The 26335-nt window shown below is 58.2% G+C and carries 22 protein-coding genes; 13 read left to right on the forward strand and 9 right to left on the reverse strand.

The annotated features are described in order from the left end of the window. Positions 1–85: 85 nt before the first annotated feature. Positions 86–1870 carry a methyl-accepting chemotaxis protein gene (locus AC1DCP_RS17405; RefSeq protein ID WP_003517811.1) on the reverse strand — a complete coding sequence of 595 codons (1785 nt, stop codon included), beginning with the start codon at positions 1868–1870 and terminating at the stop codon, positions 86–88. A gap of 445 nt (positions 1871–2315) precedes the next feature. On the opposite strand from AC1DCP_RS17405, the gene AC1DCP_RS17410 reads away from it, so the two are divergent. The 9 genes from AC1DCP_RS17410 (at position 2316) to AC1DCP_RS17450 (ending at position 11944) form a co-directional block, all read left to right on the forward strand. Further along, on the forward strand, positions 2316–2789 hold the full coding sequence (locus tag AC1DCP_RS17410; protein WP_025595986.1) for a VOC family protein: 474 nt from the start codon (positions 2316–2318) through the stop codon (positions 2787–2789). Positions 2790–3049: 260 nt separating this feature from the next. Next, on the forward strand, positions 3050–4393 hold the full coding sequence (locus AC1DCP_RS17415; protein WP_306623751.1) for an extracellular solute-binding protein: 1344 nt from the start codon (positions 3050–3052) through the stop codon (positions 4391–4393). Positions 4394–4468: 75 nt separating this feature from the next. Then, positions 4469–5359, forward strand: coding sequence for a carbohydrate ABC transporter permease (locus AC1DCP_RS17420; protein ID WP_003517818.1), 891 nt, complete (start codon positions 4469–4471; stop codon positions 5357–5359). A 10-nt stretch (positions 5360–5369) separates the two neighbouring features. Then, the gene (locus AC1DCP_RS17425; protein WP_112673864.1) at positions 5370–6257 is read left to right on the forward strand and encodes an ABC transporter permease subunit; all 888 of its coding nucleotides are present in this window, start codon (positions 5370–5372) and stop codon (positions 6255–6257) included. Between the two features lie 41 nt (positions 6258–6298). After that, positions 6299–7420, forward strand: a complete 1122-nt coding sequence (locus AC1DCP_RS17430) for a sn-glycerol-3-phosphate import ATP-binding protein UgpC (RefSeq protein ID WP_476774501.1) — start codon at positions 6299–6301, stop codon at positions 7418–7420. A 453-nt stretch (positions 7421–7873) separates the two neighbouring features. Beyond that, positions 7874–9202, forward strand: a complete 1329-nt coding sequence (locus AC1DCP_RS17435) for an LLM class flavin-dependent oxidoreductase (protein WP_306623748.1) — start codon at positions 7874–7876, stop codon at positions 9200–9202. Between the two features lie 149 nt (positions 9203–9351). Further along, positions 9352–10347 carry an aliphatic sulfonate ABC transporter substrate-binding protein gene (locus tag AC1DCP_RS17440; protein ID WP_112673862.1) on the forward strand — a complete coding sequence of 332 codons (996 nt, stop codon included), beginning with the start codon at positions 9352–9354 and terminating at the stop codon, positions 10345–10347. Beyond that, a complete protein-coding gene (locus AC1DCP_RS17445) occupies positions 10344–11213 on the forward strand; it encodes an ABC transporter permease (protein ID WP_003517829.1) in 870 nt (289 codons plus the stop codon). Before AC1DCP_RS17440 ends, AC1DCP_RS17445 begins: the two co-directional genes overlap by 4 nt. Further along, positions 11210–11944, forward strand: a complete 735-nt coding sequence (locus tag AC1DCP_RS17450) for an ABC transporter ATP-binding protein (RefSeq protein WP_112673860.1) — start codon at positions 11210–11212, stop codon at positions 11942–11944. Before AC1DCP_RS17445 ends, AC1DCP_RS17450 begins: the two co-directional genes overlap by 4 nt. Positions 11945–11969: 25 nt before the next feature. Here AC1DCP_RS17450 and AC1DCP_RS17455 read toward each other — a convergent pair whose 3' ends face one another. The 7 genes from AC1DCP_RS17455 to AC1DCP_RS17485 all read right to left on the reverse strand — a co-directional run bounded on the left by AC1DCP_RS17455 (position 11970) and on the right by AC1DCP_RS17485 (position 20205). After that, positions 11970–12797, reverse strand: coding sequence for a carbohydrate ABC transporter permease (locus AC1DCP_RS17455; protein ID WP_003517833.1), 828 nt, complete (start codon positions 12795–12797; stop codon positions 11970–11972). Beyond that, positions 12794–13678 (reverse strand): carbohydrate ABC transporter permease, encoded by an 885-nt coding sequence (locus AC1DCP_RS17460; protein ID WP_003517835.1) that lies wholly within the window; start codon positions 13676–13678, stop codon positions 12794–12796. Before AC1DCP_RS17460 ends, AC1DCP_RS17455 begins: the two co-directional genes overlap by 4 nt. Positions 13679–13745: 67 nt before the next feature. After that, complete coding sequence (locus AC1DCP_RS17465) at positions 13746–15020, reverse strand: extracellular solute-binding protein (protein ID WP_025595973.1); 1275 nt, start codon at positions 15018–15020, stop codon at positions 13746–13748. A gap of 78 nt (positions 15021–15098) precedes the next feature. Beyond that, positions 15099–16172, reverse strand: coding sequence for an ABC transporter ATP-binding protein (locus AC1DCP_RS17470; RefSeq protein ID WP_112673856.1), 1074 nt, complete (start codon positions 16170–16172; stop codon positions 15099–15101). Positions 16173–16179: 7 nt separating this feature from the next. Beyond that, positions 16180–17691 (reverse strand): arabinosylfuranosidase ArfA, encoded by a 1512-nt coding sequence (gene arfA / locus AC1DCP_RS17475; protein WP_035199314.1) that lies wholly within the window; start codon positions 17689–17691, stop codon positions 16180–16182. A 122-nt stretch (positions 17692–17813) separates the two neighbouring features. Next, positions 17814–18743, reverse strand: a complete 930-nt coding sequence (locus AC1DCP_RS17480; RefSeq protein WP_019566450.1) for an ArsR/SmtB family transcription factor — start codon at positions 18741–18743, stop codon at positions 17814–17816. A gap of 169 nt (positions 18744–18912) precedes the next feature. Further along, positions 18913–20205 carry an ABC transporter substrate-binding protein gene (locus AC1DCP_RS17485; RefSeq protein WP_003517844.1) on the reverse strand — a complete coding sequence of 431 codons (1293 nt, stop codon included), beginning with the start codon at positions 20203–20205 and terminating at the stop codon, positions 18913–18915. Positions 20206–20317: 112 nt separating this feature from the next. On the opposite strand from AC1DCP_RS17485, the gene AC1DCP_RS17490 reads away from it, so the two are divergent. Genes AC1DCP_RS17490 through AC1DCP_RS17505 form a run of 4 tightly spaced genes read left to right on the forward strand, consistent with a single transcriptional unit; the run spans position 20318 to position 25038 of the window. Next, a complete protein-coding gene (locus tag AC1DCP_RS17490; protein WP_003517845.1) occupies positions 20318–21382 on the forward strand; it encodes a LacI family DNA-binding transcriptional regulator in 1065 nt (354 codons plus the stop codon). Continuing rightward, positions 21375–23252 carry a DUF2264 domain-containing protein gene (locus tag AC1DCP_RS17495; protein ID WP_306623735.1) on the forward strand — a complete coding sequence of 626 codons (1878 nt, stop codon included), beginning with the start codon at positions 21375–21377 and terminating at the stop codon, positions 23250–23252. The genes AC1DCP_RS17490 and AC1DCP_RS17495 overlap by 8 nt, the downstream gene beginning before the upstream one ends. After that, positions 23249–24265 carry a hydroxyacid dehydrogenase gene (locus tag AC1DCP_RS17500; RefSeq protein ID WP_476774502.1) on the forward strand — a complete coding sequence of 339 codons (1017 nt, stop codon included), beginning with the start codon at positions 23249–23251 and terminating at the stop codon, positions 24263–24265. The genes AC1DCP_RS17495 and AC1DCP_RS17500 overlap by 4 nt, the downstream gene beginning before the upstream one ends. Continuing rightward, complete coding sequence (locus tag AC1DCP_RS17505) at positions 24262–25038, forward strand: sugar phosphate isomerase/epimerase family protein (RefSeq protein WP_080850074.1); 777 nt, start codon at positions 24262–24264, stop codon at positions 25036–25038. Before AC1DCP_RS17500 ends, AC1DCP_RS17505 begins: the two co-directional genes overlap by 4 nt. 214 nt (positions 25039–25252) lie before the next feature. Here the strand turns inward: AC1DCP_RS17505 and AC1DCP_RS17510 are convergent, their stop codons facing one another. After that, complete coding sequence (locus AC1DCP_RS17510) at positions 25253–26329, reverse strand: ABC transporter ATP-binding protein (protein WP_035199321.1); 1077 nt, start codon at positions 26327–26329, stop codon at positions 25253–25255. Positions 26330–26335 lie beyond the last annotated feature (6 nt).

Below are 26335 nucleotides of genomic sequence, written 5' to 3' on the forward strand. Positions count from 1 at the left end.
GAAGCTTCGGTTTGGGCCTTGCCGAGGCTTCCATGCGTCCAGAATAAAGGTCGCATTTCCGCGTCGGCAAGGCCATCTTGTGTGCTTAGAAGTCCTGCCAATCCTCATGTTCGACGGCGACTGCAGCGGAACCGCGCACCGCAAGCGGGCGGGATGCCGGGCGACGCGGAGTGGCAAAGGTAGCCTGCTGCTCGAAGCCGCTCCGCGACGACGATGTCGAGTGCGATGCGTCATCGAACCGGAATTGCCCTAAAAGCTCAAACAACGCTGCCGCTTCCCGTGCAAGGCTGTGGCTGGCAGCCGTCTGCTCCTCAACCATCGCGGCATTCTGCTGCGTTCCCTGGTCAACGGTGTTGACCGCCTGATTTATCTCGGCGAGCGCGGTCGACTGTTCGCGCGCGGCATCGACGATCGCTACGACATTGGTGTTGATGTCGCGCACCTGTTCCGCGATTTCCTGCAAGGCAGAGCCCGCTTTGGTAACAAGGCCAACGCCGTTTTCAACCTGCGTGCCAGACGCGTTGATCAAACTCTTGATTTCCTTTGCGGCAGTCGCCGAGCGTTGCGCAAGTTCGCGAACTTCCTGCGCAACCACGGCAAAACCCTTGCCTGCTTCGCCTGCGCGGGCAGCTTCCACGCCTGCATTCAGCGCAAGCAGATTGGTCTGAAAGGCAATCTCGTCGATAACGCCGATAATATTCGAAATCTCACGCGACGATTTTTCGATCTGGTCCATGGCACTGATCGCATCGCGCACAACCTGACCTGAATGTTCGGCATGGTCGCGGGCACGGCCAACGATTTTTCCAGCCTCTTCCGCACGGCGGCTTGAATCATTGACGGTGGTGGTGATTTCCTCGAGGGCTGCAGCCGTCTCCTCGATAGAGGCAGCCTGCTGTTCCGTACGTCTGGCGAGATCGTCGGCCGCGGATCTTATTTCATTCGACCCCGAAGAAATGGCGCCGGCATTTTCAGAGACCAGCGTCATGGCCTTCTTGAGCTTTTTCGAGGCTGCGTTGAAGTCGGACCGCAATCTTTCAAGCGAGGGGATAAAGGGTTTGTCGATGCTCTGCGAAAGATCACCGTCAGCCAGATTGGTCAGGGACTGCGCGAGCTTTTCGACATTTTCAACACGTCCGGTCACGTCGGTGGCAAATTTGACGACCTTGAACACCTTGCCGGACAAATCGAAGATCGGATTATAGGAGGCCTGAATGAAAACCTTGCGACCGCCCTTGCCAAGCCGCATGAATTCATCCGCCACCAGATCGCCGCCAGCAAGCCTTTTCCAGAATTGCGCATATTGTGGGGACTGCGTGTAGGCGGGTTCGCAGAACATCGAATGATGCCTTCCCTGCACCTCGGCGAGCGAATAGCCGAGCGCCGCCAGAAAATTCTCGTTGGCCGTCAGGACCTCGCCGTTCGGAGAGAACTCGATGATGGCCTGCGCCCGCGACAGGGCGTCGATCTTGCCCGCATCTTCCGCCGCCTTCAGCTTGCGCTCGGTAATATCCGTGGCGATCTTGACCACTTTCACCGGCTTGCCGCGACGATACACCGGATTATAGGAGGCCTCGATCCAGACTTCCCTGCCACCCTTGCCAATGCGCTTGTACTGCCGCTGATCGAACTGGCCGGCCGAAAGCTTTGACCAGAAGGCCTTGTAGTCCTGCGATGACACGACTTCAGGTTCAACGAACATGCTGTGATGTCTGCCGACTATTTCCGCCAGCTCGTAACCGAGCGCACGACAGAAATTCTCGTTGGCGGCGAGAATCTTTCCGGCCATATCAAATTCGATGATGGCTTGAGATTTGGAGAGCGCGGCAAGAACCGCGAAAGCATTGGCACCACGATCAAGAAAACTCACGCGCGATCCTCCGATGGCAGCTGGACGGTTTCTACTGAAAATCGTTCACCAACAATATGATTACATTATTAAATAATATTTAAGGATAATCTTGACGTTGATCACGCGAGTTGATGGTACGGGCGAAATTTGGGCAATACGCGTCTTCCTGCCGCAAAAATCTGCACATTAGATCAAGCACGCGCTTCACGTCACAAAGAGACATAGTTTCATATTTATTCTTCAGAACGGGCGCGGCTGGGCCCGGCATATGATGCCTATCGCCGAAAGGTGAGACGCTGGATTTAAATATCCATGCGCGTCGCGTTTGATCATCGCGCCGGCGCCGTCATGACGCACAACCCTTATTCCTTTGCAAAACTGCACCTTCCCGCCTCCTTTCGGAACGATCGGCGCATGGCGACATTGTTTACCGAATGGGACTTTCTTTTGGGAGGAACACGCCGTGAAGAAGAACATGATCTGCATCTGGTACGATAGGGATGCCGAGGCCGCAGCCAGATTTTATGCCGAGACCTTTCCCGACAGTACCGTCAATTCCGTCTATCGGGCGCCGGGCGATTACCCCTCCGGCAAGGAGGGGGACGTGCTGATGGTGGAATTCACGGTGGCAGGCGTCTCTTGTATCGGCCTCAACGGTGGACCGACATTCAAGCACACCGAGGCTTTCTCGTTCCAGATTTCGACTGAAGATCAGGAAGAGACGGACCGATACTGGAATGCCATCGTCGGCAACGGCGGAGAAGAAAGTGCCTGCGGCTGGTGCAAGGACCGATGGGGCATCTCCTGGCAGATCACCCCGCGGGTGCTGATGGAAGCAATGTCCGCCGGCGGCGCCGAGGCCAAACGTGCCTTCGCGGCAATGATGGATATGAAGAAAATCGACGTCGCCACCATCGAGGCGGCACGTCGGGGTTGATACTAACAAGTCACTCAGCGAAAAGTAGCGAAGAAAGACATTTCAAGTAAAGAACTGAAAAGCAACGGGAAATCAGATAAAACCCGTTTATCTGATTTTCCCTGGACGCCTATGCGTGCGTGTACCTTCACTCATCACAAAACGTTCAACAAAGTGTAAGCGATCCGTCAAAGACGGCTGCTAGCAGAGCCCGTGGCTTCGTGTTGGGGACGTGACGTCCTCGCCGGTCATGCCATTACTCCATCAACGGGGCTCAACTTATGAAATCTTCCGCTCTGACCTCTTTCGTGGCAGGCGTTGCCATTGCCGCCGCCTTCGGCGCCACGGCTGCCCAAGCAGAAAAGACCAAATTCGAATTCTGGCACGGCCTTTCCGGCGATCTCGGCGACCGCGTTCAGGAAACCTGCAAGAAGTTCAACGACTCCCAGGCTGAATTCGAAATCGTCTGCACGTCGCAGAACGACTACGACGCCACGCTGCAGAACACCATTGCCGCCTACCGCGCCAAGAAGCAGCCCGCCATTACCCAGATCTACGATGCCGGCACGCTGGACATGATGTTGTCCAAGGCTTTCGTTCCCGCCAAGAAGCTGATGGCAGACAACGGCTACAAGATCGACTGGAACAACTATTTCCCCGGCATTGCCAATTATTATGCAACGGCTGACGGCGAGCTGAACTCCTTCCCCTATAATTCGTCCACCGCGGTCTTCTATTACAATGTCACCGCTTTCGAAAAAGCCGGCATCACCTTCAAGCCCGACACATGGGAACAGGTTGAAGAAGCCGCCCGGAAGCTCAAGACGGCCGGTTTCGAATGCCCGCTGGCCTTTAATTTCGACACCTGGATGCTGATGGAACAGTTCTCTGCCATCCACAACCAGCCAATCGCCACCAAGGGCAACGGTTATCAGGGCCTCGACGCCGAACTGACGATCAACAAGACGAAGTTCGTTGATCAGGTCAAATTCTTCAAGAAGATGCAGGACGAGAAGCTGTTCGTCGTCAAGACCAAGCAGCTCGGCATGGACATCCTGCCCGCTTTCACCTCGCAGACCTGCCAGATGTTCATGTCCTCGATTGCGGGCCACGGGACCGTCGGCAAGACCATGCCTGAGGGCGTGAAGTGGGACGTCGCCATGCTGCCGATCTGGAAGGGCACCGAGCGCCACAACTCGCTGGTTGGCGGCGCTTCGCTCTGGGTCATGGCTGGTCGTCCGGAAGCTGAATACAAGGGTGCGGCCGCATTCCTGAACTTTATCGCGCAGCCTGATATGGTTGAGTGGTGGTCGACCGTTACCGGCTACATCCCGGTCACCAAGACCGGCTTCGACGCCATGAAGGCCAACGGCTTCTACGACAAGGCGCCTTATAAGGGCCGTGAAAAGGCAATCGAAAGCCTCACGTTTACGCCGCCTTCCGAATATACCCGCGGCATCCGCCTCGGCGGCTTCACGCAGATCCGCAAGGAAGTCTCGACCTCGCTCGAAGCCATCTTCATGCAGAACGCCGATATTCAGACCGAACTCGACAAGGCTGTCGAGCGCTCGAATGCCGGCCTACGCCGCTTCGAAAAGACCTATGCCGGCGCCAAGCTGAACTAAGCGGTCCTTTTCGCCTGGGTTTGCCCGTCTCCGCGCGGGCAAACCCTTAATGCCATTTTCTGTTTCGGATATTTCATGGAAAAGCGCGCCGTTTTCAAAAGCACATGGTTGCCGCTGCTGTTCGCATTGCCGCAGCTGGCACTGATCCTCCTGTTCTTCTACTGGCCCGTGGCGGCGGTGATCAACTGGGCCTTCACCCTCCAGCCGCCCTTCGGCGGCGCGGCGGAATTCGTTGGTTTCGCCAATTTCCAGGAAGTCTTCTCTGATCCATTCTACTGGCATTCCGTTACCGTCAGCCTGATCTTCGCGACCGTCGGCCCCTTCGTCGCCATCCTCATCGGCCTCACCCTGGCGCTCTCCGTCGACCGCCAGCTTCCCGGCTCTGGATTTTTCCGGGTTCTGTATATCCTGCCCTTCGCCATCGCAGGTCCCGCCGCAGGCATGGCCTTCCGCTTCATCCTGTCGCCGGAACGCGGGTTGGCCGCTTCACTCAACGCCGCCTGGCCAGATATCTGGAACCCGGCGAAATACGGCGAACATGCACTGGCGCTCGTCATCGCCATCTTTATCTGGAAATGGGCGGGCTACACTTTCATCTTCCTGTTTGCCGGCCTGCAATCCGTGCCCCGTTCGCTGACGGAAGCTGCGGCGATGGATGGCTCCGGCCCGATCCGCCGCGCCATAGACATTCAGGTGCCGTTGCTCGCACCCACGCTGTTCTTCCTGATGGTGACGATGATGACCGAGGGTTTCGTCGGCCAGGACACGTTCGGCATCGTGCATTCGCTGACGGCGGGCGGCCCCAACCGCGCCACCGATGTGATGGTTTACCGCATCGTCACCGAGGCCTTCGAAGGGCTGAACTATTCCGGTGCCTCGGCACAAACCATCGTCCTCATCGGCCTCATCATGGTCTTCACCTTCATCCAGTTCCGCTTCATCGAGCGGCGCGTCCATTACAAGTGAGGCCTGAGAGATGATACAGCGCACGCCCTATGCCGACGCCTTTACCTACGTGGTCATGGTCGCGGGACTTCTGCTTCTTATCGGCCCCTTCATCGTGGTATTGGCAGGCGCCAGCCAGACGGTGCAGCAGGTGAACCACACGCCCTTCAGCTTCATGCCGCAGGGCGAGCTTTTCAAAAATCTCAGCACCGCCTGGAACCGCGCCAATCTGGGCAACGCCATGTTCAACAGCCTGGTGATGGCCTCGCTCGTCACTGCGGGCAAGGTAGCCCTTTCCGCTCTGACCGCCTTCGCCATCGTGTTTTTCCGCTCGCCGCTGAAACACCTGTTTTTCTGGTCCGTCTTCATCACGCTAATGCTGCCGCTCGAAATTCGCGCCGTTCCGACCTATGCCGTGGCAGCGGATGTGTTCCAGCCGTTCCGTTACCTTATAGCGCTGGTGATCGGTGTCGAAGTCAACATCGAATGGAACCTGCTCAATTCCTATGCGGGCCTGTCGCTGCCGCTTGTCGCCACGGCCACCGGCACCTTTCTCTACCGGCAGTTTTTCATGACCCTGCCTGATGAACTTGCGGAGGCGGCGCGCATGGATGGCTCCGGCCCCGTGCGTTTCTTTTTCGACGTGCTGCTGCCGCTCTCGCGCACCAACATGCTGGCCCTCACCACCATTCTCTTCGTCTCCTCGTGGAACCAGTATCTGTGGCCGCTGCTGATGGTCACCGACCCCTCCTACAAGACGGTGATGATGTCGTTGCGTGCCCTTTTGCCTTCGGAGGACGGCACGCCGGACTGGAACGTCACGCTTGCCGGTTCCCTCATCATCATCATGCCGCCGCTTCTCGTCGTGGCGTTCCTGCAACGCTGGTTCGTGCGCGGTCTCGTGTCATCCGACAAGTGACGACGCGACGCGTGGCTCTCAACAACAAGGTTCTTAATATCATGGCTCAGATCGATATTCGGCAGGTCCGCAAATCCTATGGCAAGACCCCGACCCTGCACGGCGTGGATCTCACTTTCGAAACCGGCGAATTCGTCGTCATCCTCGGCCCCTCGGGCTGCGGCAAGTCCACACTTCTGCGAATGATCGCCGGGCTGGAGGATATCACGTCAGGTGAAATCGCCATTGGCGGGCGCGTCGTCAACACGCTGGAGCCGCGCGAGCGCGGTTGCGCCATGGTGTTCCAGAACTACGCGCTTTATCCGCATATGACGGTATCAGGCAATATCGGTTATGCGCTGAAGGTCGCAGGCGTTCCCAAGGCTGAACGCCTGCGCCGCATCGAGGAAACGGCCAAGATCGTTGGCCTTTCCGACTATCTCGAACGCAAGCCTGCCGCCCTTTCCGGTGGCCAGCGCCAGCGCGTGGCCATGGCCCGCGCAATCATCCGCGAACCGCAGGTATTCCTGTTCGATGAACCGCTCTCCAACCTCGATGCAAAGCTGCGTGTGACGATGCGCGCCGAAATCCGCAAACTGCACCAGCGCCTGTCGGCCACCTCCGTCTTCGTCACCCATGATCAGGTGGAAGCCATGACGCTGGCCGACCGGCTGGTGGTGATGAACAAGGGCAATGTGGAGCAGGTCGGTCATCCGCTCGATATCTATCACCGCCCCGCCAGCACCTTCGTAGCCTCCTTCATCGGCTCACCGGCGATGAACCTGTTCAACACGCGGGTGGAGGTCGAATCTCCATCCGTCATGCTGGGCGGCCAGCCGGTGAAACTCTTCCCCGAGACCGCGCTGGAGCTGCGCGGGCGCGACGTGACAGTCGGCATTCGCCCTGAACAATGCCTGGTCAGCATCGAGGGTGCGGGCGTGCCCGCAACCGTGGACTTTGTAGACGAGCTGGGTTCCGGCCGCATCGTACATGCGGAAATCGCCGGCGAAACTTTCTCCGCAGCCATCGGCGAAGATCTGTTGGTCAAACCCGGCCAGCGCATCCACTTCGAACTGCCCCCGGCCCACCTCCACTTTTTCGATCCGGCCACCGGCAAGCGCATCGAAACGGAGGGTGCCATCGAGACAACCCGCATCGGCAACGAAAAGCTGCTGGCAGTTTGATGGCGGACGTTTGAGCACGGATCAGTCCGGCGCGGTTTGGGGGTGTCCCAACCACGCCGGATCTCCAAACGACGTTTTCGATCTCGAACTGCGATTTCGAAATAATCCAGTACATTAGCTATATCGACCAATATTTTGAATTTACGTCATTTTCTCATTAGAATCATTGCGCGAAATACGTCGAAATTTGCTTGGCGATCACCACGTGAAGCACATCGCCTGCCGGATATTACGTCAACACGATGAGGCAAACCCGTTGCAGGCAAAGCGATCTTGCGAAATGAATGATTTCAGGAAAAATCTTTCTGTTTGGAAATCATAATCGCAATAGTCTTTGCCGCACCGAGCCGCCAGCAAGGCTATCGTCGCGATGAGGACCGAGCCGGTCTTCGATCCTTGGCGGCCGACAGAGAAAACGCTCGGGTCAAAACTTCAACGAAAGAGTGAAGCCCAATGGCAAACGATCGCAAACTGCACCTCGGCGCCTTCATGCGGCCCGTCAGTCTTCACACCGGTGCGTGGCGTTATCCCGGATCCTTCCCGGACGCGAACTTCAATTTCGGCCATCTGGCGCGATTTGCGCAACAGCTTGAAGCCGCGAAATTCGATGCATTTTTCATGGCCGATCATCTGGCGGTGCTGAACATGCCGACGGAAGCACTGCGCCGCAGCCATACCGTCACGTCTTTCGAACCCTTCACCCTGCTTTCGGCGCTCGCCGCCGTCACCTCCCGCATCGGGCTGGTTGCCACCGCCTCCACAACATTCGATGAGCCCTACCACGTAGCGCGGCGTTTCGCCTCACTCGATCACCTCAGCAATGGTCGCGCCGGCTGGAACATCGTCACCACAGCGAATCCGGATGCGGCGCTTAATTTCGGCCGGGACGAACAGCCTGACCACACGGAGCGTTATGGAAGAGCGCGGGAATTTTACGACGTCGTTACCGGGCTGTGGGATTCCTTTTCCGATGATGCCTTTCTCCGGGATGTCGATAGCGGGTTGTTCTTTGACCCTGAAAAAATGCATGTGCTTAATCACAAGGGACCGGAATTTTCCGTGCGCGGTCCGCTCAATATAGCGCGTCCGGTGCAGGGCTGGCCCGTCATCGTTCAGGCCGGGGCTTCAGAGCCGGGGCGCCAGCTTGCAGCCGAAACTGCCGAGGTCGTTTTTGCGGCAACACCCACGCTTGCGGCGGGAAAAGCGTTCTACAGGGACGTCAAGGACAGAACCGTTGCGGCAGGCCGTTCCCGCGACGGCATTGTCATCCTGCCGGGCGCTTTCGTTCTGGTCGGCGATAGCGTGGAAGAAGCCAAGGCCAAACGCGCCAGGCTCGACAGCCTCGTCCATTATGAAAGCGCGATAGCCTCGCTTTCGATTGCGCTCGGCCACGATGCTTCGAGTTTCGATCCCGATGGCCCCTTGCCTGACATTCCCGAAACCAATGCAAGCAAATCCAGCCGCGAGAGGGTGATCGAACTTGCAAGGAGCGAGGGGCTGACGGTGCGCCAGCTGGCGCAGCGGCTGGGTGGCTATGGGGGTCTCGCATTTGTCGGCACGGCAAAAACCATCGCTGACGAGATGGAACAATGGCTATACGAAGAGGGGTCGGATGGCTTCAACGTCACCTTCCCGTTCCTGCCTGCCGGACTTGACGATTTCACGACCCTGCTTGTGCCCGAACTGCAAAGGCGCGGCCTGTTCCGAAAGGACTATGAGGGAACGACATTGCGCGATCATCTCGGTTTGCAACGTCCGGCCAATCGTTGTTTCCCTGAATAACGCGCCGTCGCGCCGATCCGGCCAGCGGTAGGGAGATTTTCCACGCCCGCCCTGAAGTTTGGGATGAGGTTCCAGAAGGCTGGATTGACCTCATAAACGCCGGCCCATACCATTTAAATACACAAATTACATAAATTAGGTACACTATTATGAAGGCTAAACATTCTCGCCGCCAGATCCTGAAACTCAGCATTGCCGGGGCTCTCGCAGCACCCTTTGCCACGGGCAGCGCGCTGGCCCAGAGCTCACAGGAGTTTCCTGCTGAGCTGAAGCTGGATTGGGGATTTTACTCCTCACACACGCTGCTGATAAAGAACAAAGGCTGGCTTGAGGAAGCATTCAAGGATGTCGGCACGAAGATCACCTGGGTACAATCCCGCGGAAGCAACAATTCGCTTGAATTCCTGAAGGTCGGCTCGACGGATTTTGCCGGTTCGGCAGCACTTTCCGCGTTTCTGGCCCGCGCCAATGGTGTGCCGCTGAAGGTGATCTATGTGGCAAGCTGGGGCGGTTCTTCCATCATACAGGTTCGCCCGGATTCGCCGGTCAAGACCGTCGCCGATCTCAAGGGCAAAACCATTGCGGTCACCAAGGGTACCGCGCCCTATTTCACCCTCCTGCGCGCCCTTGCCCAAAACAAGCTTTCGATCGATGACCTCAAGGTCGTGAACCTGCAGCATCCGGAAGGATTCAACGCGCTTGAGCAGGGACAGGTTGATGCATGGGTCGGCATCGATCCACACACATCCCAGGCAGAACTTGCCGGTGACAGGGCGATTTTCGATGAGCGTAGCTGGCGCGACGGCAGCGTCTTCAGCGTTTCCGAGGAGTTTCTGGCGAAATACCCGAAAGCGGTCGAACGCCTCCTCGGTGTCTGGGTCGAGACACAAAGATGGATCCGTGAAAACAACGGCGAATTCATCGATTTCGTCACGAAGGTCACCGGCAACGATCCCCAGATCACCAAGCTGACGATAGAAAAGCGCGACTGGAAGGATCCTGTTCCAGGCGAGGAACTGCTGAACTCGATCCGTATCGTGACCCCGTTGCTTGGCGACGATGTGCTGCGTCCTGGCGTCAATGTCGACAGCGTCCTTTCGTCGCTGATCGATCCGGCACCGGCGAAAAAGGCGCTGGGAGCATGAATTCTCATCCGCGCGAATTTCAGCGCGTGAAGCAGACTGCGAAACAACTCCCTTCCCGACTGCCGTTGGTGCAAAGAGTGGGGAATTTCCTGGGACGGTTCGACCTGCGCGGCGCGATAGTGCCGGTCGGCTCATTGTTGCTGCTGGAATTCTTTGTGCGCGTGGGCTGGGTAAGTCCCTATGTGCTGCCGCCGCCCTCCGAGCTTTATGACACGTTTCTAAGGCTCGCCGAGGGTCCTTTGTGGACGAATGTCGCAGCCAGTACCGCCCGTGTCTTTGTCGGCTTCGTCATTGGCTCCCTTCTTGCAATCGTCGTCGGTTCGCTGGTCGGGCTGGTCGTTGCCGCCGAGCGTTATCTTGAGCCGACGTTTCAGGCGTTACGCGCGGTTCCGAGCCTCGCCTGGGTGCCGCTGCTGATGATCTGGTTCGGCATTGGCGAAACCTCGAAAATCGTACTGATCGCCAAAAGCGCGTTTTTCCCTGTTTATCTCAACCTCTTCTCCGGCATCAGGAATGTCGACCGCAAGTTGGTGGAAGTGGGCGAGATGTATCGCCAGCCGCTGCCAGTGCTGGTTTGGCGGATTTTCATTCCCGCCTCCTTGCCGCATCTGTTCACGGGCTTGCGTTACGGCCTGTCGCTGGCCTGGCTGAGCGTTGTCGCAGCGGAACTTCTGGCGGCTTCCGAGGGCATCGGCTACATGCTTTCCGATGGGCGCGAACTCTCCCGACCCGATCTGGTGATGATAGCGATTATCTGCCTTGCCGTCCTCGGCAAGATTTCCGACAGCCTCTTCAAGATAGTCGAGGAACGTTGCCTCAGATGGCGCGACACTTATCCCCTTCAGCAAGGAGGGCGCCTGCGATGAGTTTGCTCAATGTCGATGTTCGCGAAAAAGCCTTCGGAGACACGGTTGTCCTTCAGGATATTCACCTGACGCTCGGCGATGGTGAAGCGGCGGTTCTTCTCGGACCAAGTGGGTGTGGGAAAAGCACCTTGCTGCGCATCGCCGCCGGCCTCGATCGGCATTTCTCAGGCGCTGTGAAGGTTCAGCAGGCAAAGGAAGTTCAGGCATCGGACTCACCGCCCATCGCCTTTGTCTTTCAGGAACCCCGCCTGATGCCGTGGCTGACAGTTGCCGAAAACATAGGTTATGCGGCCGGCAAGAAATATGATGTCGAGCGGGTAGAAGGACTGATCAACGATGTGGGCTTGAGCGGCCATGGCAGCGCGTTACCGAAAGCCCTTTCAGGCGGCATGGCGCAGCGTGTCGCCATAGCAAGAGCGCTCTATACCCGGCCGCGCATCTTGCTGCTCGACGAACCCTTCAGCGCGGTCGATGCTTTCACGCGGATGAAATTGCAGGACCTAGTTCTGAAACTCGTCGAACAGCGCGGCATTTCCTTCCTGCTCGTCACCCACGATATTGACGAGGCGCTTTATCTCGGTGACCGCATTTACATGATGAGTGCCCATGACGGCCGTATCCAGCAGCGGATGGAAGTGGACGAGCCGCGCCCGCGCGACAGAAGGTCGCCGCAACTCGCCACCCTCAAGAACGAGGTGCTGACTGCCCTGCACAACGCTCACGTCATCTGACTGGTACCGGCATCTTTCGCCGCCCTCACCCTTTCACGCCGGACGAAATCATGATGGCTTCCGTCACGCGCCGCTGGAAGATGACGTAGGCGACGATGACCGGCAGCGCCGCCAGCATGGCAATCGCCATCAGGCGTGCATAAACGATGCCGAAGGTGTCGTTGACCTGCGTGATGCCGACGGGGATCGTCATCATGTTTTCGGACGTGATGACGAGGAAAGGCCAGAAGAAGGCATTCCACACCGTAATGAAGGTCACGATCGCCATGGCGGTCGTAATGCCCCAGTTCAGCGGCAGAAACACCTTGAACAGGATCGTGTATTCGCCGCCACCATCCAGAACCACCGCCTCCCGCATCTCCTTGGGCACGCTGTCGAAGAACTGCTTGTAGACGATGATGACGATTGGCGTGATCAGCTGCGGCAGGATGATGCCCGCCCAGGTATTGATGAGGTTGAGGTTCTTCATCAGGATGAACTGTGTCACAACAAGCGTCTGCGCGGGCACCATGAAACTCGCGAGCACGATGCCATAGAGCAGTCGCCGTCCCGGAAAGCGGATCTGCGATAGCGCATAGGCGCATAACATCGAAATGATGAGCACAGAGACCGTGACGATCGCGGCAGTGCCAATGGAGTTCACATACCAGGTCAACAGCCGCGTATTGAAGATGGCATTCACATAGGCACCAAGCTGGAACTCATCAGGCAGTAGCGACGTGTTGCCCGCAACATTCTCGTCCGAGCGCAACGACGTCACGAACCCCCAGTAAAGCGGGAAAATCCATACCAGTGCTGCAGAAAATGTCAGCAGGGTCAGGACGACGTTCTCAAGTCTTTTGGTCAGGCTCATGAATTCCTCCGGATGCGCAGCAACTGGAACTGGAGAACGGATACGATGACGATCAACAGGAAGAGCACGGTCGCCACGGCCGATGCATAACCGCCATTGTTCATCTGGAAGGCTTCCCGGTAGACCTTAAGGAGAAGCACGAAACTGGAATTGAAGGGTCCGCCGCCGCTCAAGAGGTAGATCTGGTCGAATATCTTCAGTTGCAGGATCAATTGCAGCGTCAGGATCAGCGCGGTCACCGGCCACAGAAGCGGCCATGTGACGCGCCGGAACTTTTGCCATGTCGTTGCGCCGTCAAGAGCTGCGGCCTCATAAAGCTCGGTCGGAATGTTTCGCAAGCCGGCAATGAAGAGCAGAACGTTAAATCCGTTCGTCCACCAGATGGTGACGACAGCGACCATCGGCATGACCCAATTGGGGTTCTTGAAAACCGCGACGGGTTTGCCCGCCAGCAACGAAATGACCGGTTGGAGAATGCCGAACTGCAGGTCGAGCATCCAGGCCCAGATCTCAGTGACGACCGAAACCGGCAGGACATAAGGCAGGAAAAACAGACTCATGGCGATTGTCTGCTTGATGCCGGACAATCGGCTGACCGCAAGCGCAATCAACAGGGCGATGACCGTTGTTGGCACCACCGTCAGCAGCACGAAATAGCCGTTATTCTTGAGCGAGGTGACGAACAGGCGGTCGCTCAGCAATTTTATGTAGTTCTGCAGGCCGACCCAGTTGCCATCGCCGATCAGCGGCGCATCCGTGAAGCTGATGCGTATCATCTCGATCAGGGGGTAAAGAAAGAACGTGGCGAAGACCACGATGAATGGCGTCACCATCGACAGTGCGATGAGCGACTTCTTGCGCCGGTTTTCAATCATAGCCATGGAATGCCTCCGGGACCTCCCGCATTGCACGCTGCCCTCCGGCTGACAGCCAGAGGGCAGTCACGGATTACTTGAGCTTGCCCTGAAGCTCGGACTTGATCTGCTCGACCGCATCCGCGCCGCTCATGTAGCCCTGGATGGCCGGAGCGATGATATTAAGCGCCGCATCGTAAGCGGGTGAGGCAACTCCGGTAATCGTGGTCTTCGGATCGAACACTGCCGCCTCCGCCAGCGAGGCATATGTGGCATTAGGCTGCATCGCCTTGTATTCGCTGCTTTCGGTGATCGATTTATAGGCCGGAATATGCCCCGCATCGGCCCAGCTGATGGCGTGTTTTTCCATCCAGCCAATGACCGTCATGACAGCGGCGCGTTTCTCGCCGGAAACGGTCTTGTCACCCTGGTTGGGGATCGCAAAGGCGTGCGAATCTGCCCAGGTGGCGCGCTTGCCCATGAAAGGCGGAACTTCCACAGCGCTCCATTTGAAGCCGAGCTTGCCGTTCTTTTCCAGATCCTTGTAGGTCGGAACTTCCCAGACGCCATTAAGCTGGAAGGCGGATTTGCCAGCGGAGAAGAGAGCAACGGACGCCGGATATTCCGCCTGCTCGGGCGCCCATCCGTTTTCCCGCCATTTCGACATGGTATCGATCGCCTTGGCGGCCTTTTCGGCATTGTCGCCGGCAAGCACCTCGTTATTGGTGACCAGCTCGCCGCCCTGTTGTGAGAACAGTGTATAAAAGACACGCCAGACACCGGCTTCGCCACCCGACTGATAGGTAACCGGCGTCTGAACGCCCTTGTCCTTCGCCCAGGCCAACGCCTTTTCGAAATCCTCCATCGTCTTGATACCGGTCAACTTACCCTCGGCATCGAGATAGGGAGACCCTTTCAGAAGATCGGCGTTGTAATAGAGAATAAGGGCATGGATATCGAACGGCACCGCATAAAGCTTGCCGTCGTGGGTTGCTGCCTCGACGGGTGCGCTGAAAAAGTCGCTGGTCTTCAACCCGGCATCATCAAGGTCTTTTGTGGTAATTTCGCTCAATACTTTTTCATCAAGGCCGAGCGGCGCGCGCGACAGGTGATAGGTCATGACATCAGGCCCCTCACCCACGGCGGACGCCGTGCGTACCTTGGTATAGAACGGAACGCCCCACTCTAGCGTCGTTCCCTTGATCTGAATGTCAGGGTGCTCCTTGTTGAAGGCAGCAATCAGCGCTTTCATGCGCACGCCGTCGCCGCCCGACAGAAAGTCCCACCAGACGATATCCTGCTTCGCCAGTGCCGGCAGGGCGCTCAGGCCCAGAACCGTACCAACAAGCAATGTCTTGATCAGTCGCATCGTTCACTCCTCCCGTTTGTTGGAAACACCCCGTTCTAGGGGCGGTCTGCTACTGCATCGAAAGGCGCCTCCTCGCGCCTATCGCAACCTTTTGCCGTCGCTGCCGAAAACCATGATGTGATCGGGCGAGGCACTCAGTGAGACGGACCGGCCATCCAGCCGCTCGCGCGAGCCCTGCCGCTGCACGACAAGTTCTTTCCCGGCACGCGTTCGGGTATAGAGATAGGAAAGGTCGCCAAGCTCCTCCGCCACCTCGACATTGACAGGCAAAGCACCCTCTTGCGTGATCACCAGATGCTCGGGCCTTATGCCGATTTCGACCCGCTGACCGGGGGAAACCGGATACGAAAGCCGGGCTTCGAGGTGCTTTTCACCACCTTCAGGCGTAAGCGTCACGATACCGTCCCGCTGCCCGACGATGTCGGCGGCAAGGAAATTCATCGCGGGCGATCCGATGAATCCAGCGACGAAACGATTGTCCGGATCGTCGTAAAGGGTGAGCGGCGCGCCCGCCTGTTGCACGATGCCGCCCTTCAGCACGAAAATCTTGTCCGCAAGCGTCATGGCCTCTACCTGGTCATGCGTGACGTAGATCATCGTGGCGCCGAGCTTGCGGTGAAGCCGGGTCAGTTCCAGCCGCATCTGCACGCGCAGTTCCGCATCCAGGTTAGACAGGGGTTCATCGAAGAGAAACACCTTCGGCTGTCGCACGATCGCGCGGCCTATGGCCACGCGCTGCCTCTGGCCGCCGGAAAGCTGCGATGGCTTCTTGTGCAGATTGTCCTCGAGCTGGAGGATGCGGGCAGCTTCCCCCACCCTCTCATTCACCTCCGCTTTCGGCCGGCGGGCGAGACGCAGGCTGAAAGCCATGTTCTCGAACACCGTCAGATGCGGGTAAAGCGCATAATTCTGGAAGACCATGGCAACGCCACGATCCGCCGGCTCGACAGCGGTGACGTCGCGCTCGTCGATGGCAATGTGACCGCCGCTGGTTTCCTCAAGACCGGCGATCATGCGCAACAGGGTGGATTTTCCGCAACCGGATGGCCCCACGAAAACCGCGAAGCTGCCCGTCGGAATCTCCATCGAAACGTCCCGGATGGCTGCAAAAGAGCCGAAGGACTTGGCGATATTGCTGAGACGGACACCCATCACCGCCTCACTGAACCTTCACGCGCAGAACATGATAGGACAGCGCCGGCACGGAGCCTTTGAGTGCCCCATCCTCGACACCAATGCCGCTGCCCGGCACCGGCACGACGCGGTCGGGTTGATCCGGACCGTTGCCGGTCCTCAGATCATATCCCGCCATGGAAAGATGCAGGCTGAGTGACACAGGCGAAAAGCCGGTGAGACCGACATTGAGCTCTGCTGCTTCGGTCAGATGACGATTGAGGACAAACAGCGTCACCACGCCCTCGTCCTCATCAAACACGCCGGCGACATCGAGATATTTGACGTCATCGGCCGCGTTGCAGTCGTAGGTCGGGCAATCGACGGCAATGTTCAGTGCAACGCCGCGACCATAAAGCGAGGCGAACTGATAAGGATAATAGATGGTCTGGCGCCATGCCGGTCCGTTCTTTTCAGCGCGGATGGGGGCGATGACATTGACAAGCTGGGCAATGCAGGCGATGCGCACCCTGTCCGAGCGACGGATGAACTCGTTGAGCAACCCGGCCACGAAGAGAGCATCCTCGAAATTGTAGGTCTCCTCCAGAAGTGCAGGCGCTTCCGGCCAGTCCCAGCTCTTGATGCGTTTACCGTCGTCTTCGCGGATATGGTACCAGACATTCCACTCGTCGAAGCAGATGGAGACATCGTTCTTGGCGCGCTTCTTGGCTTTCACGTAATCGATGACACCGGCGATAGTCTGAATGTAACGCCCTGTTTCTTCGATCTTGCCGAAGTAATTCAGCGTGTCGCGGCTGTTATTGCCGAAATATTTATGCAGCGAGATGTGGTCCACATTCTCGTAGCATTCTTCCAGCACCTCGCGCTCCCATTCGGGATAGGTCGGCATGCCGTCGTTGGAACTTCCGCAAACGATTGCCTCGATGGTGGGGTCGAAACCCTTGAAGGCTTTCGCGGTTTCGTTTGCCAGCCGGCCATACTCCACCGCCGTCTTGTGGCCAATCTGCCAGGGGCCGTCCATCTCGTTGCCGAGGCACCACATCTTCACGCCATGCGGCTTTTCGGCGCCGTGGCTGCGGCGAAGGTCGCTAAGCTCGGTGCCGCCGGGGAAATTCACGTATTCGAGAAAGTTGCGGGCATCATCCAGACCACGGGAACCGAGGTTGACGGCGAGCATCATCTCGATGCCTGCCATCGACGCCCAGTCTGCGAACTCGTTGACGCCGATCTGGTTGGTTTCCTTGGAGCGCCATGCAAGATCAAGCCGCACGGGCCGTTTGTCACGGGGGCCGATGCCGTCTTCCCAGCGATAGGCCGAAACGAAGTTGCCGCCGGGATAGCGGATCGCCGGAATTTTCAGATCCTGCACGAATTTCAGCACATCCTTGCGAAAGCCGTTTTCATCCGCCTGCGGATGGCCGGGCTCGTAAATCCCGCCATAGATCGCCCGCCCCATATGTTCGATGAAGGCGGAATATAGGCGATCGTCGATACGCCCAATCCGGAAGTCCCGGTGGACTGAAACCCGCGCTTTCATAGGCTCTCCTCCCATGCGCATTTATATCTTAAAATATGATATGAACCATATTTTATAATATAGTTGCCAATGGAAGCCGCGCCTGTCAACCGCGAAAATCATACTTTATGAAATTGGCCCGATCAGTCTGCGGTGCGCAGACGCAATACGATGTCCTGATCGTAATTCCCAAAACCCCGGCCGAAGATGTTGAGCCCGCCTGGATGCTTTGCATCCGCCTTTACCTCGATCCGCAGACGGATTGAGCGGTGGCTGGACAGATCGATGTCCGCAAGCGTCACATCGGAAATGCGCGTACCATCGACATAGGTTCCCTGGGCAGTAATGCGCCAGGTTTTGAGCATTCCATACTGCGAGCCGGACAGTTTCCACCAGTCGGGCGTAAACGTACCCCGCTTGTCGCCGAAATCGCCGGGCGAGGTCCAGACCCCGATCTCCTTCCCGTTGACGGAGAGGGTAATGTCTGACGGCCAGTTGCTGTGCGTTCCTGGCACCTCGGAACTGACCTCCATCGAAAACTCGACTTCCTCGACGTTTCGCCCCTGAATCTTGGCATTATTTGGGAATTGATACTCGACATGACCCGATGTGAACCACAAAAGTGCAGTCTTCATGCGGTCAGGATCCATGAAGGTATCAGGGACATCCAGAAGTCCGATAATGCCCTCCGGCGAACAGATGCCGCAAGGCGCGGTCACCGAACTCTGGGTATAGAGGCCGAGCGGCATGGCGACGGCAATGTAGTTGGATACAGCCGGCGTCTCGGGGCTTCGAAACGAAACGATAAGCTCGTCGCAGGTCGCAAAACAGATTTTCTGGCTGCCCTTGCGCGCCTTGCGCGTTTCGGTTCGCAGCAGCCCCGCCTCTTCAAGAACGGTCACACCGGCCGACACGGTGGACTGGGGAAGATCCAGCCTCTGCGCGATCTCGTTGACATTGAGACCGTTGGCCTCGTGCAGCAGCTTCAATATCTGCACACGGATCAGCGACGCCGCCGCCTTCAAAACATCGAATTCTTTTTCAGCGTCAATAAGTAGGAAATTGGGAGCCATTGTCTAATCTTCAGATTTAGCGATCTAGATCAGAATTTCTGGCTTAAATATTTTATGCTGTCCAGCATTGTTTGTCGGGTCGATATATTCAAAGTCAGACACGCAAGGAATGATTGCGAATGGAGGCAGCGCAGGCGGTTTCGATACCGCATGCGCTGCCTCCTTTTCCTTACCCGCGCTTGCGCAACGTGCGGGTGCCGGTATCGACAAGATTCTGCGCTGCCTCATCCACAGTGGCTCGGCCAAAGGCGAGCGAGTCGGCAATGGGACGCATTACCCCACGGTCGAACTCATTGGCGCCGATGGGGGCAGGCTCCGGATAGGTATCGAGCTTGCCGGAGAGGCTCTCGATGTAATCCACCGTCTTGCGTTCGGTCTCGTTGAGGCTTGGCAACACAGCTTCGCGCACCTTCTTCGCCGGCGGCACGCCGCGTTCGACGCCAAGAACCTTGCCCGCTTCCAGATCGTTGACAAAGAAGTTGATGAACTTCGCCGCAGCTTCCGGAGTGGTGGAGGTGGACGAAATGCACCAGATAAGCCCCGGCCGGTAATAATGCCCGGTCGGTTTTCCCGGCCCCTCACCCGGCAGCATGCCAATGGACAGCGTCTTCTTGTTGAGCGCCTGGTAACCGACAAGCTGGTTGGAATAGGCAAAGCCGATTGCGGAATTGCCAAGGGTCAGCGCGTTGGATTCGATGGTATTGTCATCGCGCGTCTGGATATCGGCAGAGACGCAAAGCTTGTTCTCGCGCAGATCCTCCCAATAGGCGAACCATTCCTTGGCATCTTCCTTGTTGAAACCGATGGTGCCGTCCTGGAACAGGAGCTTGCCGCGCTGGCGCAGCCAGACATCGAAGACGTAGTGATAACGAGCGCCATAGGGCACCGCCCAATAATTACGACGCGCCGGAGCGTTCTTCTTGAAATCGCGCGCCAGTTCCGCCAGCGCCTTCCAGGTGATCTGCTCCTTCGGCACGGAGACGCCGGCCTCCTTCAGCGTCTCTGCATCATACATCATGCAGAACGAATTCAGCCCGAGACCGACGCCGTAAAGCTTGCCGTCGATGCGGCAAAGATCGACTTCGCTTTTGCCGAAATTGGAAAGATCAAGCGACGAGCCGACAAACTGGTCAAGTTCCATGCAGGCCCCACGGCCGGAATAATCGGCAATGGTGGAAGGCTCGAGCTGAAAGATATCGGCGACGTTACGTCCCGCCATGGACGTCGCAAGCTTGGTCCAATAGTCGGAACCGGCGATCATCTCGCCGCTGATTACCGTTTGTGGATCTGCCTTCTGGTAGAGGGCAATCACATCATTGGTGCGCTTGTTGCGGTCAGCCGAACCCCACCATACGCAACGAAGCCGGGTTTCGGCCGCCATCGCGCGGAAACCGCCCGCCGCCGCGCCAAGACCTGCCAGTGCCGCCGTCACCAAAAATCCACGTCTATCGATAGTTTGCATATGCTCCTCCCGCGTTTTGCAAATTTCTCATTCATCACTTAAATTCTTGCAAATTTTCATTATTTGCAATATTTGCATCATAATAGAATTTTTTGCAAGCGCAGGAGAAGACATGAACGATACGCCCGACATCAGCCGCCCGCGCCAGTCGGATATCGCCCAGCGTGCAGGGGTTTCCATCAGCACGGTCTCACGGGTTCTCGCCGGGGAAAAAGGCATCAGCGCATCGATCCAGACCAAGGTTCTTGGCGTGGCGGCGGAACTCGGTTATCCGCTGCGGCCAGTCACCAGCCAGACCGGCGGCATCTCGCTGGAGGGCAAGAAAATCCTCGCCCTCATGTCCGCCGAACGAGCGACCGGCGATATCGGCGCCTTTTATCACGATATTTTCGACATGCTGCGCAGCCTTGCCCAGACAGAGGGTTTCGAACTCGATATCCGGCTGCTGCACCAGAGGCAGATCGACGACGCCCTTACGCAGCGGGTCTGCGAGGTCGATGGCCTTCTCGCCATTGGTCTTGACCCCGAAGAGGAGATCATCCACCGCATCACGCAGGGTGTGCTGCAACCGGTTCTCGTCAATAGCGCCGATCCCTCGATGATGCTGGATTGCGTCTCGCCCTCCAATTTTTACGGCGGGGCGATGGCGGCGCGGCGGCTGCTGGAACTGGGGCACCGCAAGGTCGCCTATATCGGTCCGCAACACCGTCACACTATAAGAGAGCGCATGCGGGGCTTTCGGCAGGTTATCATCGAGGAAGAGGGTGCCACCTATGAGGAGTTTCTGCTTTCCACAGCGGATAGCGGCTTCGGGCAGGCCGGTGATGCGGTTCGTCAGCTGCTGGCCAAAAACCCCGATCTGACTGGCATTTTCTGCATGAACGATGCGATCGCGCTCGGCGCGCTGGGAGCAGCACAAGAGCTTGGCCTCGGGGTACCGGACGATCTTTCCATCATCGGCTTCGACGACCTGCCCTTCGCCGAACTTTCCACTCCCCGGCTCAGCACAATCCGGGTAGACCGCCGCGAGATTGCCCGCGAGGCGGTAGAGCTGATGCGCCGCCGGCTGGCGGAGCCATCGGCCAATGCCCGGCAGGTTCAGCTGGGTGTACAGCTTGTGGAAGGACAGACCGCCGGTCGAGCAAAAAAGACGGGAAAGGCGGCGCGCGATGCATAAGCCAGCAAACCATGATCCAATGACCCGCTTCAATCCGCTTTACGGCAATCCACTCAAGACCCGCGCCGACGTCAGACGGGCATTGGACGACAGTTTCGCACCGCTGCTTCCCTATTTCTCAGAGAGCGGCGCAAGAGTGACGTTAAGCGGCACCGCCGCGCATTTCGACCGGGCAGCGGCCGATCTGGAAGGATTTGCGCGACCACTGTGGGGCATCGCGCCGCTTGCGCTCAGCGGCGATGCCTTCGCCCATTGGCCGCTTCTGGCCAGAGGAATCGCCAATGGCACCGATCCCGCCCATGCCGATTACTGGGGGGACGTGCGGCAGAAGGATCAGCGGCTGGTGGAACTGGCCGCCCTCGGCTTTGCGCTTCGGCTTGCGCCGCAACATCTGTGGGAACCCTTGTCCGAAGAGCAAAAGGCGAATGTGCGCCATTATCTTCTGGCGGCGCGCGAGCGCATCTATGCCGACAATAACTGGAAGTTTTTCCGGGTGATGGTCGATGCGGCGCTCGATCATCTCGGTATCGAATTCGACCGGAGCCTCACCGAAACATATCTGAAAGAGCTGGACGGATTTTACATCGCCGACGGCTGGTATCGCGACGGCAACTATCGCCGCATCGACCACTACATCGCCTTCGCCATGCATTTTTACGGGCTGATCTACGCGAAAATCAGCAAACCGGATGATGCATACGCCGAACGTTACCGGGAACGTGCCCGCCTGTTTGCCGGGGATTTCGCAAGCTGGTTCGATGAGGATGGTGGCGCGCTGGCCTTTGGCCGCTCCATGACCTACCGTTTCGCCTGCGGCGGCTTCTGGGGTGCCCTCGCCTTCGCGGATGAGGAAGCGATGCCTTGGGGGGAGATCAAGGGGCTTTATCTGAAACATCTGCGCTGGTGGGCGGGAAAGCCGATTGCCGACCGCGACGGCGTGCTTTCCATCGGTTACGCCTATCCGCAACTGACCATGTCGGAAAGCTATAATTCGGCGGGTTCGCCATATTGGGCCTTCAAGGCTTTCCTGCCGCTCGCCTTGCCGGAAAGCCACCCCTTCTGGCAGGCGGAGGAAAAGCTGCCAGACACATCCACAAAACCACGGCCGCTCGTTCATCCCGGCATGGTGATGATGCGCAGTAAGAGCAACGTCACGGCGCTGACGAGTGGGCAGGAAAACCTATCCATGCGTGGCGGGCCGGAGAAATACGCCAAATTCGCCTATTCCTCGCGTTACGCTTTCGGCGTGGAAGTGGACGAGCGCGGTTTCAAGACCAATGGTTTCGACAATATGCTGGCCTTTTCCGAAGATGGCCGCCACTACCGGGTGCGCGAAACCAACCGCACTGTGCTCTTGGCTGGCACCAATCTTCGAGCGACTTGGAACCCATTCCCCGATGTCGAGGTCGAAACGACGCTGGTTGCCGCGGGAGAGTGGCATATCCGGTTGCACCGGATTACTTCCGCGCGGCCACTTTTGGTCACCGAAGGCGGCTTTGCGATAAACCGCAACGATGGCGACCGCGATGCAGTGACCGAAGACAGCGGCCGGGCAACGGCCGATTGCGGCACCGACATATCCGCCGTCATCGATCTCGGCTCCAGCGCATCCCGCCAGGGCGTGGCGTTGAAGGCGCTGCCCAATACCAATCTCATCAATGCCAAAACCACGGTGCCGCAATTGCGGGGCGACATTCCAGCGGGCAAAACCCTGCTCGCCTGCGCCGTCTTTGTGGGACTGGCGGGACCTGAAAGCGATACAGCTTTGGCGACAGTTCCCGCACTTCCGGACATGGAGGCGATTGACCGCCTGTTTGTTGAGCGCGGTGTTCCCGTAAGCAGTATGGCGGCGGCGGGAGAACCGCAATGATGAGCCCGCGTCCGCGTCTCAGCCTTGCCATGGACCCGGAGCGGACGCAGCATGTGCTGACGTCACACGCGCTTGAGACGCTGTCACAGAGCGTCGACATCCTCGACACCCGGCCGGTCTGCGATTTTCACGACCCAGCTGTGACTGCCCAGTTGGAGAGAACAGATATTCTTCTGACTGGCTGGGGTTGTCCCGAGATCGACATGCGGGAACTGGCAATGATGCCGAACCTTCGGTTGATTTCGCATGCCGCCGGGACGGTGAAATACTTCCTGTCCCAGGCAGTTTTCGAACGAAACGTTACGGTGTGCAGCGCGGCCGAGGCGAATGCGCAGCCGGTCGCGGAGTTTACGCTGGCAATGATCCTGCTTTCCGGCAAGCGTACCTTCGGTTTCCGGCGCATCTACGGAGAGGATCGCGCACGGCGAAACGTCGACCGCCTGCAGTCGCAGGTAATCGGCAATCTCGGCCTGACCGTCGGCATTGTCGGGGCGTCACGCATCGGGCGTCGGGTCATCAATCTGCTGCAGCCCTTCGATCTCGATCTTATCCTTTTCGACCCGTTTTTAAGCGCGGTGGAGGCACAAAAGCTCGGTGTGCGTCTCGTATCGCTCCGCGAGCTTATGGCGGTAAGCGATGTCATTTCCCTGCACGCGCCATCCCTGCCGCAAACCCGGCATATGATCGGCGCCGACGCGCTTGCCCTGATGAAGGACGGAGCGACCTTGATCAACACGGCCCGCGGCGCGCTGGTGGACGAAGACGCTCTGCTGGCGGAACTGAAAACCGGACGCATAGAGGCCGTCATCGACGTGACCGATCCGGAGGTTCCGCCACCAGAGTCACCCTTTTACAGCCTTCCGAACGTGTTCCTGACGCCGCATATCGCCGGCGCCGTCGGCCTCGAACGCGCCCGGCTCGGCGACATGGCGATTGCCGAGATCGAACGCTTCTGCCGCGCAGAACCATTGCAACAGCAGGTACGTCCGGAACATCTGGAACTGATCGCATGAGAATTTTCGAGCCGGGCCTCTGCTCTGTCACCTTCAGGTCCATGACGCCGCAGGCCGTGATTGACCTTGCCGTCGCAAATGGCATCAAGGCGATAGAATGGGGTGCCGATATCCATGTGCCACCTGGCGACTTAGAAAACGCAAGGAATGTGGCGGCGCGTACGGTGAAAGCCGGTCTTAGCGTCTCTTCCTACGGATCCTACATCTTCGCACCGGATTTTGCGCCGGAGGATGTGACCGCAGTTCTGGAAACCGCGAAAGCGCTCGGCACCGGCCATATCCGCATCTGGCCCGGCAGCCGCAAACGCCCATCCGCGGATTATTCACCAGAGGAACGCCGTGCGGCGACCGACGCGTTGGCGGCACTTGCCCGGCGGGCAGACGACTACGGAATGACAATCGGCCTCGAATATCACCCCAATTCGCTGACCGACACGCTGACCTCGGCCTTGCAGCTCATGCAGGATTTGCCGATGCCTAACCTGTTCTTTTACTGGCAGCCAGCCCCAGGTCTACCGCTGGATGACGCCCTTGCGGAAATATCCGCGCTCGGCTCGCGCATCTGCCACCTGCACGTCTTCGCGTGGCTCACCGATGCCAGCCGCCTGCCGCTCGGCGAGCGCGCGGACTATTGGCGGTCTTGCGTTGATGCCTTGCCAGCAAGCGACTGGACTAAACCGGCTTATGCGATGCTGGAGTTCGTCAAAGGTGACAACGTCGCCCAGTTCTCGGAAGATGCGGCGGTGCTGGGCGAGATTCTCGCCCGCTCTTAGAACCGCTTGTTTTTTATCGAAAACCGACGCGGCGGACTAAAATTCGCTATCCATCACAACCGCCCGCTGCCCTCATCCCTGTATCCCCTATAGGGAACCAGCCAGCCCAAGTCTTTGGGCTGATTGATTTCCTCGCCGCGCAGACGCGTCAGCTGGACTCCTGTGACAAGCACAGGAATAAGGGAAGGTCTGTTCCTCCCCCCGGTTTTTCCTCTTATATTCGCCGCCCATCTGCCCCGAACAGATGCGTCTTCGCCAGATCAAACGCAAAGGGAATGGTCTCGCCGATGCGGATATGGCGCTGGCCGTCCAGCAGCAGGGTGGCGGGCTGGCCATCTGGGGTGCTGGTATAAACCACCGTCGAGCCGCCGAGATGTTCAACGAGCTGGATGGACGCATCGCCAAGCGAGGCCGATTGCGCCTGTGGGTTTACGTGTTCGGGACGAATGCCGAAAGTGAGTGGCTCGCCTTCCTCAGCCGCGACCGGCTTTTCGAGCATAATGCGCTGGCCGGCGACCTCGATGGTACGGTTGGAGCTGTCGCCTGAAGCCACTTTCGCGGAAAGGAAGTTCATCTTTGGCGAACCGATGAAACCCGCCACAAACTGGTTGGCCGGATTGTTGTAGAGATCAAGCGGGCGGCCGACCTGCATGATGCGGCCGTCACGCAGGACCACGATCTTGTCGGCCATGGTCATGGCCTCCACCTGGTCATGCGTCACATAGATCATGGTGCTGCCGAGCGTCTGGTGCAGCTTGGCAATTTCGACACGCATCTGCACGCGCAGTTCCGCATCGAGGTTGGACAGGGGTTCATCGAACAGAAAGATTTTCGGCTCGCGGACGATAGCCCGACCGATGGCGACACGCTGGCGCTGGCCGCCAGAAAGCGCCTTCGGCTTGCGCTGTAACAACGGGCCGATCTGCAGGATATCGGCAGCTTTCTGCACCCGCGCCTCGACTTCCGGTTTCTTGTAACCCGCCGTCTCCAGCCCGAAAGCGAGGTTCTTGTAAACGCTCATATGCGGATAAAGCGCATAGGACTGGAACACCATGGCGATACCGCGCTTGGAAGCGGCTGTTTCGTTGACCCTTTCGCCATCGATGCGAAGATCACCCTCGGAGATTTCCTCCAGACCGGCGATCATGCGCAGAAGCGTGGATTTGCCACAGCCCGAGGGGCCGACGAAAACGGTGAACTCGCCCGGCTCGATCTTGAGATCGATGCCGTGGACGACCGGAAAGGCGCCGAACCGCTTGACGATTTTTTCCAGAGTAATGCTGCTTGCCATGCTGTT

Source organism: Agrobacterium sp. 10T429, from assembly GCF_056393925.1.

Excerpts from the sequence above, each read along its gene's own strand:
- AC1DCP_RS17485 (WP_003517844.1), bottom strand. The coding sequence starts at position 20,205 with ATGCAAACTATCGATAGACGTGGATTTTTGGTGACGGCGGCACTGGCA.
- AC1DCP_RS17420 (WP_003517818.1), top strand. The coding sequence starts at position 4,469 with ATGGAAAAGCGCGCCGTTTTCAAAAGCACATGGTTGCCGCTGCTGTTC.
- AC1DCP_RS17450 (WP_112673860.1), top strand. The coding sequence starts at position 11,210 with ATGAGTTTGCTCAATGTCGATGTTCGCGAAAAAGCCTTCGGAGACACG.
- AC1DCP_RS17435 (WP_306623748.1), top strand. The coding sequence starts at position 7,874 with ATGGCAAACGATCGCAAACTGCACCTCGGCGCCTTCATGCGGCCCGTC.
- arfA (WP_035199314.1), bottom strand. The coding sequence starts at position 17,691 with ATGAAAGCGCGGGTTTCAGTCCACCGGGACTTCCGGATTGGGCGTATC.
- AC1DCP_RS17500 (WP_476774502.1), top strand. The coding sequence starts at position 23,249 with ATGATGAGCCCGCGTCCGCGTCTCAGCCTTGCCATGGACCCGGAGCGG.
- AC1DCP_RS17415 (WP_306623751.1), top strand. The coding sequence starts at position 3,050 with ATGAAATCTTCCGCTCTGACCTCTTTCGTGGCAGGCGTTGCCATTGCC.
- AC1DCP_RS17505 (WP_080850074.1), top strand. The coding sequence starts at position 24,262 with ATGAGAATTTTCGAGCCGGGCCTCTGCTCTGTCACCTTCAGGTCCATG.
- AC1DCP_RS17480 (WP_019566450.1), bottom strand. The coding sequence starts at position 18,743 with ATGGCTCCCAATTTCCTACTTATTGACGCTGAAAAAGAATTCGATGTT.
- AC1DCP_RS17440 (WP_112673862.1), top strand. The coding sequence starts at position 9,352 with ATGAAGGCTAAACATTCTCGCCGCCAGATCCTGAAACTCAGCATTGCC.
- AC1DCP_RS17470 (WP_112673856.1), bottom strand. The coding sequence starts at position 16,172 with ATGGGTGTCCGTCTCAGCAATATCGCCAAGTCCTTCGGCTCTTTTGCA.
- AC1DCP_RS17495 (WP_306623735.1), top strand. The coding sequence starts at position 21,375 with ATGCATAAGCCAGCAAACCATGATCCAATGACCCGCTTCAATCCGCTT.
- AC1DCP_RS17490 (WP_003517845.1), top strand. The coding sequence starts at position 20,318 with ATGAACGATACGCCCGACATCAGCCGCCCGCGCCAGTCGGATATCGCC.
- AC1DCP_RS17510 (WP_035199321.1), bottom strand. The coding sequence starts at position 26,329 with ATGGCAAGCAGCATTACTCTGGAAAAAATCGTCAAGCGGTTCGGCGCC.
- AC1DCP_RS17465 (WP_025595973.1), bottom strand. The coding sequence starts at position 15,020 with ATGCGACTGATCAAGACATTGCTTGTTGGTACGGTTCTGGGCCTGAGC.
- AC1DCP_RS17425 (WP_112673864.1), top strand. The coding sequence starts at position 5,370 with ATGATACAGCGCACGCCCTATGCCGACGCCTTTACCTACGTGGTCATG.
- AC1DCP_RS17455 (WP_003517833.1), bottom strand. The coding sequence starts at position 12,797 with ATGAGCCTGACCAAAAGACTTGAGAACGTCGTCCTGACCCTGCTGACA.
- AC1DCP_RS17460 (WP_003517835.1), bottom strand. The coding sequence starts at position 13,678 with ATGGCTATGATTGAAAACCGGCGCAAGAAGTCGCTCATCGCACTGTCG.
- AC1DCP_RS17445 (WP_003517829.1), top strand. The coding sequence starts at position 10,344 with ATGAATTCTCATCCGCGCGAATTTCAGCGCGTGAAGCAGACTGCGAAA.
- AC1DCP_RS17430 (WP_476774501.1), top strand. The coding sequence starts at position 6,299 with ATGGCTCAGATCGATATTCGGCAGGTCCGCAAATCCTATGGCAAGACC.